We start from the raw sequence: 14618 nt of genomic DNA on the forward strand, positions 1-14618 counted from the left end.
TCGTCGCGGCCGACAACGAGGGTCAGTCCGTGGCGACCAGCAAGTCTCCACCACCGTCTCGCCAACCGATGCTCACCGCGCCGTCGCCGGTGTCGAGGACGTCGAGTTTCCCGAAGTCGTCGGAGTCGTCCGGCGCAGTCATGGCCGGCAGCCTGAGGGTGTGGAGTCGGCGGCCGGTGTCGGCGTCGAGGATGACCAGGTCGGACTGGATCCGGCGACCAGCGTCCGCCGCTGTGAGGAGCGGTTGGCACACGACGTACACCCGGCCGTCGGCAATCGCGGGGAACCCGTACTCCTGGCCGGTCGGCGCCCGCAACTGCCAGGAGCGTCGACCGTCTCGTGAGTCGTAGGCGTGCAGGACTGTGTCGTGGTCGTCGGAGTCCTCTTTCGGGTCGGTGCCGGTCAGCACGGTGCCGCTGCCCGCAGCGACCACGTCCCACTCGTCCGGGGGCAGAGCGGCGCGTCGAGAGGTTCCTTGACGGTTCATGTCGAGCAACTGGACCGGGCGTTCCGGGTCCGAGGTGACGAGGGTGTGCCCATCACCCCAGGCCATCTGTTCGGGGTCCACGGTGCGCTGTCGCCAGACGGCCTCGCCCGTGCGGTTGTCGACACCGAGCAGAAGGTTGTACCCGTCCCGGTCGAGACTCGTCACGTTGCACATGACGTGGACGACACTCAGGTGGTCGGGAAGGGCGTGAGCGGAAACGACGAGTACGACGGGACACGACTCGGACACCTTCAGCGTCCACAGACTCCGGCCGTCACGCTCATCGAAGGCGCGCACGGCGCCGGGCGCCCCGGTGACCACCTGGCCTCCGGCGAGGTGCACGAACCGAAAGCCGTCTTCCCGGACATCCACGCGCCACAGCAGCTTTCCTGAACGCAGATCGATGCCGACCAGCCTTCCGTCGTTGTGGCCGACCACCACAGTGCGCTCCGACACCGCCGACTCGCCCACGACGGCTTTCGGCTCCCGGCGTTCGTAGCGCCAATACTCCTCACCGGTCCGAAGGTTCATCGCGGTCACACCGGAGCCCGTCCACCGGACGGACAGCCCGTGCACCAAGGCCTGCTCATCCGTCGTCCGGCGTACGACGCGGTCAGGCGCAACCGGGGCACCTGGAGCGAACGCGGCCGGAAAGGGGCCACGGGCTCCGGTGAACACGTCCCCCCACTGGTGCCCAAGCTTCAGCGAACCGATCACAAGAAGGACCACCAGCACGATGAACCTACCCAACACCCGCCCGCGGGCCCTGAGCACGTCCCCGCGGCTCGGAACAGGCCGGTTCGAACCCCCCGTCGACCCCACCCCTGGTTCACCGAGCGGATTCTTCCCTTGTGCCACCACTGCCCCCACAGGCCCCTGCCGCCTGCCACGGTGACACGACGGCCCAGGGATCTTCACCCTCGTACAGGAGCCAGGCAAGTGGGACAGCCGATGAAACCCGTCGGCCACACGGATACGTGATCAACGAATGCGGCCGAACCGAACTGACGTCCAATCAGAACCGCGGTATGCGTGCCACGCCCGCCTCGAAGCACTGGCATTCCCATCCCGTTAGTGCGCCAGGCAGTTGAAAGGTGCCCACAACCGGCTGCGGAAGCAGGCAGCCGACGGCACCTGGGAGGAGGCCTTCACCGCTCTGCTCGCCCGGGCCGACGCGTGCTGTCAGCGCCCGTTGATATCGTGCTTCGTCCAGTCGTGGAGATCAGGAAGGGACGGGGTACGTGCGGGATGTGACATGCCATCAGGTCGGCGAGCAGCAGTTGGCCGACGCGCTCGACGACATCGACGGGCGGGCCTACACGCGATGGCACTCGCTGCGGTACGGCAGCATCTCGCCGACGCTGATCCAGGCCATGGCGGACGAACTGCTCGACCATGTCGCCGCGCGAACGGTGACGGAGCCGGGGCTCGACGCTGCGGCCGGCACGGTCGCCGTCACCGCCGCGGAGTGTGTGCACGGAGTGCTGAGCATCATGTGCTTCCCGGACGGGGACCAGGAACTCCGGTTCCCCCTCGTCGGGGAGCGGATCAGCACGGACCCGGACGACGACGAGTTCGGGGACGGGCCCATCACCTTCCGGGACGTCGTCAAGGAAGCGCCCACCGCGCGGACCTGGCTCGACATGTTCGAGATGTGCGTCGTCAGCGGGCATGTGTGGGACTGGGAGCGGGTCACCGGGCTGCTGCTGCGCGACGACTACGCGGCCGCCATCCGTGACGGCGTGCCCTACAACCGGTACACCTCCGTCTCCGACCCCGCCGACCTCGCCGCCATGGACGCCCTGTGCCCCTATCTCACCGAGTCGGCCGGGCATCTGCCCCGCGACTGGCCGACGGTTCCGCTGCGCAAGCCGGACGCCGGAGAGCGCGCGCAGGCCGCCCGACGGCTCGACGAGGTCGGCGACGCGCTGAGCGCGGACCAGCGGCTGCTCCGCGTACTCCTCGACGACGACCAGCACGCCTTCGAGGACGCCCTCGTCGCCCGGCTGGTCGCGTACCGGGAGAGCGTCGAGGCCGATGCCGGTGATCCCGCGCCCCGGTCCCTCCTCCCCCTCGGCACCCTCGCCCTGGCCTGCCTCGCCGTCCAGGTCCATGGGTGGGAGCTCGGTGTCCGGTCCGGATATCTGCCGTACGGTCTGCTGGGATCGCCGGACGCGCCACGCCGGGCTGCGGAGGGGAACCGGAACAACTTGGGCTACTGGGCCGCCAAGTAGGCCACCCGACGGCGCCGGACTCAGTCCGTGTCCTTCGCGATGACCCGAAAGACACGGCCTGGTGGGCCCAGTGCCGGCAAGGCGTCCGCCGATGAGATCGGGCCGGTACCCGGATCGCCAAGGCCGCCGCCGAGTTCCTCAGGAGGATCTTCGGCTCCGCGCGTCTCGAAGGACCTGAAGTGCCGCCAGCCGTCCGGAGGCTGCGTTGTTGCCCGCCCCCGGCCAGGTCGCCGCACCGGTGAGATAGAGCCGGCGGACCGCCGTGCGGTACCCGTTGTGTCCGCTGCCCAGCGGGCGGAACAGGAAGTTCTGCGGCAGGTGGTGGCTGCCCCCAGCGCTGTCGCCACCGACCAGGTTGGGGTTGGCGGATTCGAGGTCCTGCGGCGAGCGGATAGCGCGGCCGGTGATCAGCGAAGAAGCACCGGGCGCGTAGCGCTCGAGCTTGCTCAGCACCCGATCCCCCATTGCTTCCGCGATCTCGGGCCATGCCGTTGCCTTGATGGTGCCCGCGGCGTCACCGCGGACGACGGCGGGCACGGTGCGTACCTGAATCCACGCAATGTGTCTGCCTGCGGGAGCGCGCGTCGGATCGATCGCCGTCGTCTGGCCGACCACCAGCAGCGGGTCGGTCGGGAGGAGTCCGGCCTGGGCCTCCGCGTAGGTGCGCGCGAGGTCGTCGACGTACGGTGCGACGTGCACGTATCCGAACTCGCCCAGGTCCCCAACCCCGGACCACGGCAACGGTCCGTCGAGTGCGAGGTGGACCATCAATGTGCCCGGGCCGTATCGAAAAGCGCGTGATCGGCGTCGCACGTCGGCGGGGACGTCCTCCGGTTCGAGGAGTCGCTCGTACAGCGCGCCCGGACCCGTGTTGGCGATGACCGCACGGCGTGCATGCAGCTGGGTGCCGTCCACGGTCCGTACGCCGACCACGCGCCCGCCCTGGCACAGCACCCGGTCCACTTCTGCCCCGGTGTGGACCTCGCCGCCCTTCTCGGTGAGCAGAGCCGCGAGGGCCTCGGGCAGTCGTTGTGCGCCGCCTTCGACGACGGACATGCCGTTCTCCATGTCGGCGAACAGCTCGAGGAGCGGGAACATCGCCCCGCCGGCCACGTCGGGAGCAAAGTCGAGGTGCATGCCCCAGCAGGCGGCCATGGCTTGCGCCTCGCGGCTGGCGAACCAGGTCTCCCCCAGTTCCCGCGTGCTCATGAGGAGTGTCCGGGCGAGATCCAGAGCACCGCTCCTCCCTTGCTTGCGCAGCAGACGGACGACCTCGCGGGCGGCGGCCCATGACGGAAGTGCGGAGCCGTACAGTGCGAACAAGTAGGGGGCGTAGCGCTGGTAGACCGCGTACAGGCGGTCGAACCCGTCGGCGTCCTTGGGGTCGTGGGCCGCGAGTGTGTCGCGGGTTTTCGCGTAGTCCTGGTAGACCCGCAGGCTCTGGCCGTCGGGAAAGACATTGGCGTACGGGGACGTGGTGACACGGAACTTGAGGCCCAAGCGCGTGAGGTCGGCCCCGAGATCCGCGTAGGCGGCCGACCCCAGGAACAGGTTCTGGTTCGTCGAGTACAGGTCGTGGACATAACCCTGCAAGGTGACCTCGCCGCTTGCGATCGCGCCGCCCACGACGTCGTTACGCTCCAGAACAGCCACCGACCAACCGGAGCGGGCGAGATACAGCGCCGCGACGAGACCGTTGTGGCCTCCACCGACGACGATCGCGTCGTAACTGGTCATCGTCCCAGTGCCGCCCGTGCATGGCCGGTCGCAGCTCGCCGCTCGACTCCGGCTCCACGGTGCCGGGCCTGCCCCTGCCCCTGCCCCTGCCCCTGCCCCTGCCCCTGCCAGGTCATCGTCCGGATCCGGCCGAAGATCTCCTCGGCCCGCCGACGGTCGGCCATCAGCTTCTCGACCACACTTCCGCCATGTCCCATCGCACGTGTGCCTCTCGCTGGTCCTCTCGGGGCGGGTCTGTTCCCGCCCCCAGAGGCAGTGATCCCCCGTCCGCCGGGACCTTGCAAGGCCCCGGACATGCGCCTCACCCCTTTGGAGGCAACGCTTGGCCTCCCCCTCTCCGGTCGGCCAACCGCGGCCGGCCGCGTCGCCGACGTGTGCGAACAACACGCCTAGCGCGGGACGCGGTAGCGGAGGTAGGCGACTCCTGAGCCGAAGATTCGGGTCTCGACGAGTTCGAGATCCACCTGTCGCTCGCGCCGGGGAAAGAACGGAACGCCACCGCCGACCAACACCGGATAGACCCTGACCCGGTACTCGTCGATCAGACCCGACGCGGCCGCCTCGGCGGCGAGAGTAGCGCCGCCGATCGCGATGTCGCCCTCCCCCGGCTCGGCTCGCAACCGCTCGATCTCCTCCGCCACGCCGCCGGAGGCAAGGCGGGCATTGCCCTGTACCGCGGACAGCGTCGTGGAGAACACCACCTTCGGGAGCGGCTTCCAGAGCGCGGCCCACTCGAGCCTCGAGTCGTCGAGCGATGGGTCCTCGTCGGCGGTCTCCCAGTACAGCATCGTCTCGTACAGCCGTCGTCCCAACAGGTGAACGCCGACCTCTCGGATCTCGTCGATCCAGGAGCGAAAGACCTCCTCGTCGGGTTCCGTCCAGTTGAAGTCGCCGTCCGGCCCGACGATGTAGCCGTCGAGTGAGACGTTCATCGAATAGGTCACGCTGCGCATCACAAGCCCTCCCAGGTCGGGTTCGACATTGACGTGCTCCCTGGCCTAAAGTCCAGGGATTCCGGCCTGGGTCGTCTGACCCTTCCAGGGGCTTCCTGCTTCACCGCGCTGTGCCGGGACTTTCGTCCCGGTCTTACCAGCGCTCCACGAGGCGTTTAGCGTCTCCGCCCGTCCGGCGGCGACGATTCGGCGTCCTTCGAAGAGGACGTTACGTGCTGCGTTGTGGTCGCGGTCGTGCACGGCGTGGCATTCGCCGCACGTCCACTCGCGGACGTGCAGGGGCTTGGGGCCGTCCCGGAAGCCGCAGGCCGAGCAGACCTGGGAAGACGGGAAGGCCCGGTCCACCTTGGCGAAGGTTCGGCCGTGCAGAGCCGCCTTGTACTGGAGCATGCCGACGAACGTCGACCATCCCGCGTCGTGCACGGACTTGGCCAGCCGGGTGCGTCCGAGACCGGACACCGCGAGGTCTTCCACATACGCCGCTTGATTGTCGCGGATGATCTGTGTGGAAGCCTTGTGGTGGAAGTCCCGACGCCGGTCGGCCACCTTGGCGTGCTGGCGTGCGACCTTCATGCGGGCCTTGGCCAGGTTCTTCGACCCCTTGGCCTTGCGGGACAGTTCCCGCTGAAGGCGCTTGAGCTTCTTCTCGGCCCGGCGCAGAAAACGCGGGCTGTCGATCTTGCGGCCGTCGGACAGGACAGCGAAGACCGACAGCCCCAGGTCGATACCGCACTCGGTCTCCACCTCCGGAAGGATGTCCGGCTCGGTGTCGACGACGAAGCTGAGGAAATACCGGCCGCAACTGTCCTTGGTGACGGTCACAGAAGTCGGTGCTGCCGGAAGCCGGCGCGACCACTTGACCTTGAGGTTGCCGACCTTGGCCACGTACACCGTGCCGTCGTCCTGAAGGGAGAAGGCGTTGGTGTTGAGGCGGATCGATTGCCGGGTGTCCTTCTTCGACTTGTAGCGGGGCGGTCCGACCTTGCGGCCCTGCCGCTTGCCCTTGACCGAGTCGAAGAAGTTCTTGTAGGCGGTGTCCAAGTCCCGCAGGGACTGTTGGAGGACGACCGCCGACACGTCGGCGAGCCAGGCACGCTCGGCGGTGCGCTTGGCCTCGGTAATGCGCAGCCGGGACAGCTCAGCCGACTTCACATACGGCAGCCCACTTGCGTGTGCTTCCTTCCGGTCACGCAGGCAGTCGTTCCACACCACGCGGGCGCACCCGAACGCACTGGCCAGCGCACGGCGCTGGGAGGCCTCCGGGTAGGCCCGGTAGTTGTAGCGGAGCTGCACAAACAAGACTTTACTGCGATTGATCTCATGGATAAGCAGAACGAATAAAGACGAGGTAGATACCTAGTTTGGGCAGTGCACGTGCATTTGGTCTTTGTGACGAAGTATCGGCGCGGGGTGTTCAACGACGAGATGCCGACGCGCTGCGATGAGATCATACGCAAGGTCTGCGAGGACTTCGAAAGCGGAGCTGAAGGAGTTCAACGGCGAACGCGTTCACGTCCATCTCCTGGTGTGCTCCCCGCCCAAGGTCGCCGTCTCGAAGCTGGTCAACAGCCTCAAAGGTGTATCCGCCCGCCGGATACGGCAGGAGTTCACCGGTCAGATCAACCGCGCCATCATGCACGGACACCTGTGGTCNACGCCGCTCCAAAGTGCACGTCAGAGTAGCCTTGAGATGCATTCAACCCCGGCGTGAACGCCGGGGCCTTCTGCAAGAGTCCCGGTAAGACCGCCGGACACCGCAGGACTCATCGCGGCTCGCGGTATCCCCTCAGATCTCCCGGCTCCACGCGAAGAACGTCGCGAAGGGCGGCCCTGCTTTCACAGCAGGGCCTGGCTGCGTTTGCGGGACACCACAGGAACGGACAGGGCCCATCACGGTTGCACCGCCGTGTGCGGCCTCGTGGAAAGCCTGGCCCGCACGCTGAGCGACCGCGGGCGCCGGATCGAAGTCGAGCGCCCTCACCGCCACCTGCCGCGTGTCACCACTAAGTACAACGGCAGGTGGCATCTCGGCCGTCCATGCCGGCCATCGGGTCCGCTACTTCAGTTCACCCTCGGTGTAGTAGCCGCTCGCCACCAGCACACTCCGGTAGTTGGTCTTGTCGACGCCCTCCGGCTGGAGCAGATACGCGGGTACGACCTTGGATCCGTTGTTGTAGGTGCTGGTGTCGTTGACGTTCGGCTCCCGGCCGTGGAGCAGGTCGTCGGCCATCGCCGCGGCCACCTCCGCCAGGTGCCGGAGGTCCTTGTAGACGGTCTGCGACTGCCGGCCCGCGATGATGGACTTGACCGAGGCCAGCTCCGCGTCCTGACCGGTGACGACCGGAAGGGGCTTGCCTGCGGAGCCGTAGCCGTCCGACTCGAACGCGGCCAGGACACCGATGGAGATGCCGTCGTACGGCGACAGGACTGCGTCGACCCTGCTTCCGGTGTACGACTCGGCGAGGATGCGGCCCATGCGCTTGCGCGCGGTGGCGCCGTCCCAGCGCAGGGTGGTGACCTCGTCCAGCTTCGTCTGCCCGGATCGGACGACCAGCAGCTTCTTGTCCAGGTACGGCTGAAGGAGCTGCATCGCCCCGTCGAAGAAGTACTTGGTGTTGTTGTCGTCCTTGGACCCCGCGAACAGCTCGATGTTGAACGGGCCCTTGCTGTCCTCGATGCCGAGCTTCTCGATGATGTAGCGGGCCTGGAGCCGGCCGACCTGTTCGTTGTCGAAGGAGGCGTAGTAGTCGACGTTCTTCGTGCCGAGGATGAGCCTGTCGTAGGAGATCACCGGTATCTCAGCGTCGGCGGCCTGCTGAAGCACCTTTCTCAGCGACCTGTTGTCGATGGCCGCGACAATGAGGGCGTCGACGTGCTGATCGATCAGGTCCTGGATCTGCTCGACCTGCTGCGCCGGGTCGTCGTCCCCGTAGACCAGCCGAGTCTTGTACCCGTTGCCCTTCAGGTCCCTGACGATGGTGTTGCCGTCCGTGATCCAGCGCTCGGACGCCCGGGTGGGCATGGCGATGCCTACGGTGTCGCCCTTCGCGGAGTCCTCCGGTTCGCTCTTGCCGCAAGCCGACAGGGCGAGGGACACGGAGGTGGCCCCGGCGACGACCAGGAAGACGGTTCTTCGGTTGTGCACGGTGATCGTTCCTTGTTCTTCTCGTCGTTGAGAAAACTGACAGGCAATCAGGGCGGGATTCGGTGCGCAACGCGGGAGAGGCAGCAAGCGGGTACACGGACTCGAAGCCAGTCGGCCGTACCCGTATCTCCGGCTCCGATACCGCAGTTGCGACGCAGGCCGGGCTACGGCGCTTCCCCCGGCCGGGACCTCGACCAGGGCGGCATGCGCGCGTCGGGCGGCTCGTCAGCCTCCCCCGTCCGTACGCCTGCCGAGATCGTCAGGACCTTGGTGCACTGCACTGCGGGAGTCGGCCCCTGTTCACGTCAACTGCGTTGCCACACCAGGCTGTTGCTCACTGAATGTTCGAAATTTCGTCACACGTTCGAAGCGTTGGCGTGACCTTAGGAGTCCGAGTGAAGGGTGTCAACTACGGTGACAGGCAGCAGCTTTCGAGCGGGATGAAAGGCCCTTCGCCTTGCGCCCGCCAGTAGCTCTTCGACTCGGCCATTCAGACTCCGCCGGCCTCACTTCTCTGCCGGAGGCATCTCTCGACGCTCCCAGACATGACCCAGCCCGATCAGCACCAGGCCACTCAGCCCGATGACGGTCCGGACGCCGAAGGGCACGAGATGTGCCGTCGCGAGTGTCGCCGCCAGCAGCAAGGCGCCAGCACCCCATACACCCGGTCGCCTCACTTTCCCTCGCAGCCAGGGAAACGCGATACGTCCAGTCGCCATGGCAAGCACACCTGCCACGCCTGTCATCAGCGCCATCACGTCGCCGACCGCGACAGCCAACATCGACACGGCCCTCCCCCACACTTTCCTCAAGCCACCCGTCGGCATGGCCCCCGTACTCATGGCACCACAAAGCCGGAACCCGGCGATGTCCGCCTCCACCTCGATCGGCTCAACCATCCTCATGCCAGACGCGACGACGACACGGACGCCCGTGCATTCCGCTCTGAGGTGCTACCCCACAGGTTCCGTCATCACCCCAGCCGAACAAGCCTGACAGGGCCGCCCGTACCCTCCCCCTGCCCGATCGAGTGGCGAGCGGAAAGCGAGTTACAGGGAGCCGTGGGGATCCTCTCGAATACACGCAGGTGAACATCTCGCCGGCCATCGCACTACGGTGCAACGCTCCCGGGGTACCGTGCCGGTGGGACGTCAGACGGGGGAGGGCAACTTGGACGCGGGGAGCGAGATCGACGACCCGATCGCGGCGGCGTGGGACTTTCAGGCGCGTGCGGCCGAGGCCTGGGACGAGCGGTCCCGAACCTCCACCTCTACATGGGTTCCGCCCATCAGGCGGGCCCTGGTCGACAGAGCACGGAACAGCACGCTGGGGCGGTTCTACCCCGTCACCAGCCATACAGCACTCACGTTCAGCACCGGACCGCGTCACTGGCTCGGCGAGGGCGAGGTTCTGCCGGTGGCCATCGAACTCGTTCCTGAAGGCCTCTATGTCGTGCGTACCCGCTCAGTCGGCACGGTGCTCGAAACAGCCGACGCTGATGAAGCAGTGACCGAGGCGGAGCGACTGGCCGAGCGTCTGACTCTGCCGGCCGGCGACAGCTTCCGTCCGTGGCTGCACAGTTGAGATCCGGACCCGACATGATCTTCAACGGCTGACGCCAATGGACGCGAACAGCGACGCCCAAGGTCGGGCCTCAGGGGAGACGGGGCCATTTCTCATTACTTGCCCCCGTCGCGAGGCATCATCGCACCGGATACATACTCCGGGCCGAGGCAGAACGAGAGAGCAGGCGGAATGACCTCATTGCTGTGCGAAGCCACTCGCTGGGCGCTCGATGACGACGACGACTTCTACCCTGGATGGGTCGAGGTGCGCCTGACCGACGCCCATGGCCGGCAATGGGTCTTCTTCGACAAGCCGCCGATCTTCGGTGGCGGTGACGCGCTGGGCCCCAAAGCCACGTACCCCATCACCGTGACCATGGGCTGCGTGATCTTGAGTCGCACCTCGGATCCGGACGGCGACGAGGTCGTCAGGATCTCTACGGGTGGACGGCCGGAAGCCACAGAAGGTGACCGGATTGAGTTCGACGTTCGACCCGATCAGCTGGTGGAGCCGTGACCCCGAGAGGGAGGCACGGCGCGACCCGCGGGTCGTGCCACTGCCGCGCCGGAACGGGCGGGGAGTCACAGGGAATCGGCGCGCGGAGCGGGCAGCGCAGCCGCACCATGCCAAGCCAGGGCGCCCGCACATGGGCCCGCGATCGCCCAACCTCCTCGCTCCGAAAGCGGGCGTAACAGTTCGCAGACTCCTCCCGTCGAGATCATCGCCGGACGGCGTCGCTCATCCTTTCCTGAGGCGAATCAAGGGCGCAGGCACCAGTCGCGCTCCAGAGGAGACCACCCCTGGTACGAGGAACCATGCCGGCAGATTCTCCGCCGGTATTCCGACGGTGAGCACCCCTACGGACAGCAGCAGTTGCACCGCTGCCACGAGGCGGCCCAACGTCCGGTTCGGAGGCAGCCAGGGCAGCGCGGCCCAAGCGACGGGCAGCAATAGCCATAGACCGAGCGCGACAACCATCAGCACCTTCTGTCTACGGGCTCACCGGCTCGGCAGCCCCGCAGGATTCGGAGTCCCCCGCGAACTCTCGCATTGGCTGCCGGCATCGAGCGCGTTGACCCTATACGCCTCGGTGCTGGTGGATGCCGGTCGGGCCACCCTCGCTCGCAGTCGCCACGCCCAACGCAAATGCCCTCTACCGTCTAATAATTGACGCACTTGCAGCTCAGCGCATGGAGCAGCGCAATACCGGAGGAAAGGTCACGGGTTCGAACCCCGAGCAACCGGGCTCCCAGCGCCCGCCATCCGCTGTCGCCCGACGCAGACGTCGCCGAGTCCGGACCGGCCGACCAGCAGCAGCAGTCACCAGGGCATCATGAGCGGCACCAGCGATCGGCGGAACACGCGGCCAAGAACCCGACGGCAAGCCGCCGAACGCCTAGCGTCCGGGCTGGTCGACGTTCCACTCCCGCGGCAGGGCCTCGTCGCAGAAGACGCAGACGAAGTCCTCCTCGCGCACGATGTTGAGCTGTCGACAGGTGGGGCAACGTCGGAACACCACCTCGTGAGTGAAACCGGACGGGTGAACGATCCCGGCCTGGTCCATGGCCTCGGCAACGGCCGCCCACGAGCTTACGTCCGGACAGTAGCCGGTCGATTGATTGCTGATCTCGTCGACCGCCCACCGCCCCGACTCCTCGCGGAAGCTGATCTCGCCGGCACCCAGGACCGCTTCTCCGCCGGCACACACGACGTGTTCTCCACGACGCGGTGCGAGACGCAGGACGCCAGCCTGATCCACGACGAAGGTGAAGGGCTCGGCCAACTCCTCCGCCGTCCGGGCCAGGACCCACTCGTCGAAATCCGCCGGTGAACGCATGCTCTGACCTGAGGCGTCCGGCCGGACGAGGCTCCTCAACTCGGCAGGTCCGACATAGTCATAGCTCCACCCGCGCATCGTCATGCTCGCCAACTTAAGGCTTGTCCCGCAATCCAATGAAGGGACTGGCAACCTCATGATCTGGCGCGGTCCACGGCTCTGGCCCAACGTCGATTGTCCTCGTCTGGGTCAGCGCGAGCGGCGCTGAGGGATCTTTCGAACAGGTCGTGCAGTCGTGGTGGGTACGCCTCAGGCGAGATGGGCAACATGCGCAACACGCGGTTGCGGATACCCACGTCCGTGGCCTCGACGAGGACCTGCATCGACACCTCCAACCAGGCATCCTCCGCGTCCCGTGAGGTGTCCATTGCCGGGTCTCGGGTTCCATCCGGTGCGTAGGCCGGCGAACGGTCGGCGCGAAGTGGCATATGTGCCCAGTACCAGGCTCGTGTTGCACCCGCACGTTCAAGATCCGTGCCAGTTCGCAGGTACTCAACAAGTGCTTCAAGCACCCGGCGGCGGCCGAAGCAATACAGGGCGGGTTCGACGAACCAGCGGCAGAAGCTGGGGTCCGGGTCGTGAACGGCCGCGGCCATAAGGGGGGTGAACAACTCCTCTGGCAGGTGCGCGTGCTCAAGCAGCGGCCGCTTCACTGCACCGGCCAGGGAGCGCGCATGCCCTCTGGCCGTCGCCCCCGGTCGATCGACGTCGACCCCGATGAGGCGCGCCACCTCCACCGCGCACGCCAGGAACGCGCGCTCCCTCTCCGTGTCCTCTGCCTTCTCGGTCACGGCAGCATTCTGGACTGACGTGATGCCACGACGGGCCCGTACTCGGTGATTTTCTCGCCCAGAAGTCCTGGTCCACCCATGGAATGATCACCGCGTGGCTGGTGTGATCACGGCGTCGGAGCCGTCCTGGACAACTCCCTTCACCGGGCTGAGCCCACGCACGCGACCGTCGTCGTGCAGATGGTGGACAGGAACTCCTCGACACCGTCGAGTGCCACCTCGTACGGCAGCGGCAGCGGGGCGCCCACAGTGAGCTGGGCGTCGTAGGTGTGCACCGCGATCTCGTCGAGCTGGCGTCGGGCGGCGGCGTCACGGCGCTCGGCAGTCCATGCTGAGGCCCCCGTGTCGTGATCACTGTCCAGGCCGTGCAGCAGGCACGACTGGCACGTCGTCGCGCCGTGGATTCGCCTACTCGCCGGCGCGCGCCATGAGGAGCGGCTGGAAGAAGCCGGTCTCCTGCGGGAGTCGCCACTCTTGGTCGACGAACCCGGCCTCGGCCGCGAGGGTCGTCAGCCGGTCCCGGCCGAGAGCCCAGTAGGTGGTCCGGCGGACCTGCACGCGCCATTCTCCGCCCGTCGGGAGGAGTTGGAAGTGTTCCAAGTCGTAGCGCTCACCGTCGTCATGCCAGTGCCAGAGCTGGAAGGTGACGGTTCGCTCCTCGCCGTTGGCGCCGTCGGCGTGCCCGTGAACTTGTGGCGGCATCGAAGCGGGGCGCTCGCGCCGCAGATCGTCGTAGGGACGTGTGCTGACCAGCAGCAGGCCGCCGGGACGCAGCACGCGACGCATCTCGGCCAGGGCAGCGTGCACATCCCGCTCTGTCAGCAGATGAGGCAGCGCGTTGTCAGCGCAGACGACAGCGTCGAACCGGCCGTCGAGGAACGGCAGGTATCGCATGTCGGCGGCGGCCGTGCGCAGGCTCAGGTTCCGGTGGGCGGCCTCGCGGGCAGCGCGGGCGGCGGCTCGGGGGCTGAGGTCGGTCCCCGTGACACGGTGCCCGTGCAGCGCCAGGCCGATGGCCTGCGTGCCGATGCCGCAGGAGCAGTCGAGCACCTGGGCGTGCTCGCTACCGATCAGGGCGTCCAGAGCGTCTCCCTGCCGGCGGGTGCTCGCGTCCCAGTCCGGGTAGATCAGGTGGTAGTCGTCTGCCAGTTCGTCGTAGAAGCGCGCCACCGATGTCTCGGGCATGGCGCGAGATTATCGTGCTTGATTTCCCGTGGGCATTCGCCATCTGCGCGGGCTTCCTCCACGGCTGCAACTATCGTCGCTGCCACATCGCAACCAGGCATGGCGCGCCCAGGTGCGGAGTGGGGAGAGATTCCCTGCGCGCAGGAGCTCAAGGAAGCTTGTCACCGCGGTTCACGGAGTTGTACGAGCCGTCGTCCTTGCGCCCCGCGCTGTCGGACGACCAGCGGTGAAGGGCCGGCGCGGGCGTCCACATCCGAAGTGCCATGAGCACGCCGATGCAGGCGACAGCCGCGCAGCCCGCATTGGACTGCCATCCGGAGAGCGCCGGTCCACCGACGGGCACCAAACCTGCGAATTCCGGCATGTGGACGATCAACGGCTCCATCTTCTCCCGCCGCCCGGGAAAGGACTCCAGTCCGCCGAATGCCCGGCCCCGCAGGGCCGGCATGGTGCAAGTCCGGTGCAAAAGCCGCAGGGACGCTGTAGTCACGGGGTCATTTCGGTACGGCCGGTGTCGGGCGACGTCCGCGATACCGGACGGGCCGAAGTGCTGTGCGTCTGCCTTCACGGCACGCGAAAGCACCCCCTCATTTCAAGGTTTGATCAGTCACATCACTGCGGCTGCTGCCGGACCGGGTTCGTGTCGGAGCCCGCCGCCTTGGGTCCGCACAGCCGCGAGGAGT

Annotated in this window: 14 protein-coding genes and 1 pseudogene; 4 read left to right on the plus strand and 11 right to left on the minus strand. The window is 67.2% G+C overall.

Annotation, left to right across the window (positions count from 1 at the left end):
* Positions 1 to 22 precede the first annotated feature (22 nt).
* A complete protein-coding gene (locus ABEB03_RS34930; protein WP_345656896.1) occupies positions 23 to 1456 on the minus strand; it encodes an outer membrane protein assembly factor BamB family protein in 1434 nt (477 codons plus the stop codon).
* A 272-nt stretch (positions 1457 to 1728) separates the two neighbouring features.
* Between ABEB03_RS34930 and ABEB03_RS34935 the strand changes: the two genes are divergently transcribed.
* The gene (locus ABEB03_RS34935) at positions 1729 to 2721 is read left to right on the plus strand and encodes an immunity 49 family protein (RefSeq protein WP_345656897.1); all 993 of its coding nucleotides are present in this window, start codon (positions 1729 to 1731) and stop codon (positions 2719 to 2721) included.
* A 138-nt stretch (positions 2722 to 2859) separates the two neighbouring features.
* Here ABEB03_RS34935 and ABEB03_RS34940 read toward each other — a convergent pair whose 3' ends face one another.
* The 3 genes from ABEB03_RS34940 to ABEB03_RS34950 all read right to left on the minus strand — a co-directional run bounded on the left by ABEB03_RS34940 (position 2860) and on the right by ABEB03_RS34950 (position 6704).
* Positions 2860 to 4458 (minus strand): phytoene desaturase family protein, encoded by a 1599-nt coding sequence (locus ABEB03_RS34940; protein WP_345656898.1) that lies wholly within the window; start codon positions 4456 to 4458, stop codon positions 2860 to 2862.
* Positions 4459 to 4847: 389 nt separating this feature from the next.
* Positions 4848 to 5411: a dihydrofolate reductase family protein gene (locus ABEB03_RS34945; protein ID WP_345656899.1), complete on the minus strand. Its 564-nt coding sequence runs from the start codon at positions 5409 to 5411 to the stop codon at positions 4848 to 4850.
* Positions 5412 to 5456: 45 nt separating this feature from the next.
* Positions 5457 to 6704: an RNA-guided endonuclease InsQ/TnpB family protein gene (locus ABEB03_RS34950; RefSeq protein ID WP_345656900.1), complete on the minus strand. Its 1248-nt coding sequence runs from the start codon at positions 6702 to 6704 to the stop codon at positions 5457 to 5459.
* A gap of 75 nt (positions 6705 to 6779) precedes the next feature.
* Between ABEB03_RS34950 and tnpA the strand changes: the two are divergent.
* Positions 6780 to 7122 (plus strand): annotated as a pseudogene (tnpA, locus tag ABEB03_RS34955) (IS200/IS605 family transposase).
* Positions 7123 to 7467: 345 nt separating this feature from the next.
* Here tnpA and chvE read toward each other — a convergent pair.
* Both chvE and ABEB03_RS34965 read right to left on the minus strand, forming a co-directional pair.
* Positions 7468 to 8556: a multiple monosaccharide ABC transporter substrate-binding protein gene (gene chvE, locus ABEB03_RS34960; RefSeq protein ID WP_345656901.1), complete on the minus strand. Its 1089-nt coding sequence runs from the start codon at positions 8554 to 8556 to the stop codon at positions 7468 to 7470.
* Between the two features lie 506 nt (positions 8557 to 9062).
* The gene (locus tag ABEB03_RS34965) at positions 9063 to 9455 is read right to left on the minus strand and encodes a hypothetical protein (RefSeq protein ID WP_345656902.1); all 393 of its coding nucleotides are present in this window, start codon (positions 9453 to 9455) and stop codon (positions 9063 to 9065) included.
* A 271-nt stretch (positions 9456 to 9726) separates the two neighbouring features.
* Between ABEB03_RS34965 and ABEB03_RS34970 the strand changes: the two genes are divergently transcribed.
* Together ABEB03_RS34970 and ABEB03_RS34975 are read left to right on the plus strand one after the other, a co-directional pair.
* Complete coding sequence (locus ABEB03_RS34970; RefSeq protein ID WP_345656903.1) at positions 9727 to 10140, plus strand: DUF6193 family natural product biosynthesis protein; 414 nt, start codon at positions 9727 to 9729, stop codon at positions 10138 to 10140.
* Between the two features lie 171 nt (positions 10141 to 10311).
* Positions 10312 to 10638 (plus strand): hypothetical protein, encoded by a 327-nt coding sequence (locus tag ABEB03_RS34975; RefSeq protein ID WP_345656904.1) that lies wholly within the window; start codon positions 10312 to 10314, stop codon positions 10636 to 10638.
* Between the two features lie 880 nt (positions 10639 to 11518).
* Here ABEB03_RS34975 and ABEB03_RS34980 read toward each other — a convergent pair.
* The 5 genes from ABEB03_RS34980 to ABEB03_RS35000 form a co-directional block, all read right to left on the minus strand.
* Positions 11519 to 12043 (minus strand): hypothetical protein, encoded by a 525-nt coding sequence (locus ABEB03_RS34980; protein WP_345656905.1) that lies wholly within the window; start codon positions 12041 to 12043, stop codon positions 11519 to 11521.
* Positions 12044 to 12093: 50 nt separating this feature from the next.
* Positions 12094 to 12750 carry a hypothetical protein gene (locus ABEB03_RS34985; RefSeq protein WP_345656906.1) on the minus strand — a complete coding sequence of 219 codons (657 nt, stop codon included), beginning with the start codon at positions 12748 to 12750 and terminating at the stop codon, positions 12094 to 12096.
* A 140-nt stretch (positions 12751 to 12890) separates the two neighbouring features.
* Complete coding sequence (locus tag ABEB03_RS34990) at positions 12891 to 13025, minus strand: hypothetical protein (protein WP_345656970.1); 135 nt, start codon at positions 13023 to 13025, stop codon at positions 12891 to 12893.
* 133 nt (positions 13026 to 13158) lie between these two features.
* Positions 13159 to 13935, minus strand: coding sequence for a class I SAM-dependent methyltransferase (locus ABEB03_RS34995; protein ID WP_345656907.1), 777 nt, complete (start codon positions 13933 to 13935; stop codon positions 13159 to 13161).
* 148 nt (positions 13936 to 14083) lie between these two features.
* The gene (locus ABEB03_RS35000) at positions 14084 to 14299 is read right to left on the minus strand and encodes a hypothetical protein (protein WP_345656908.1); all 216 of its coding nucleotides are present in this window, start codon (positions 14297 to 14299) and stop codon (positions 14084 to 14086) included.
* Positions 14300 to 14618 lie beyond the last annotated feature (319 nt).

Source organism: Streptomyces siamensis (assembly GCF_039543605.1).
Lineage (GTDB): Bacteria > Actinomycetota > Actinomycetes > Streptomycetales > Streptomycetaceae > Streptomyces > Streptomyces siamensis.

What these genes read in the sequence shown, in the direction of transcription:
- ABEB03_RS34940 (WP_345656898.1), bottom strand. Translation starts at nt 4,458, where the DNA reads ATGACCAGTTACGACGCGATCGTCGTCGGTGGAGGCCACAACGGTCTC.
- ABEB03_RS34945 (WP_345656899.1), bottom strand. Translation starts at nt 5,411, where the DNA reads ATGCGCAGCGTGACCTATTCGATGAACGTCTCACTCGACGGCTACATC.
- ABEB03_RS34965 (WP_345656902.1), bottom strand. Translation starts at nt 9,455, where the DNA reads ATGGTTGAGCCGATCGAGGTGGAGGCGGACATCGCCGGGTTCCGGCTT.
- ABEB03_RS34975 (WP_345656904.1), top strand. Translation starts at nt 10,312, where the DNA reads ATGACCTCATTGCTGTGCGAAGCCACTCGCTGGGCGCTCGATGACGAC.
- ABEB03_RS34980 (WP_345656905.1), bottom strand. Translation starts at nt 12,043, where the DNA reads ATGACGATGCGCGGGTGGAGCTATGACTATGTCGGACCTGCCGAGTTG.
- ABEB03_RS34995 (WP_345656907.1), bottom strand. Translation starts at nt 13,935, where the DNA reads ATGCCCGAGACATCGGTGGCGCGCTTCTACGACGAACTGGCAGACGAC.
- ABEB03_RS35000 (WP_345656908.1), bottom strand. Translation starts at nt 14,299, where the DNA reads ATGCCGGAATTCGCAGGTTTGGTGCCCGTCGGTGGACCGGCGCTCTCC.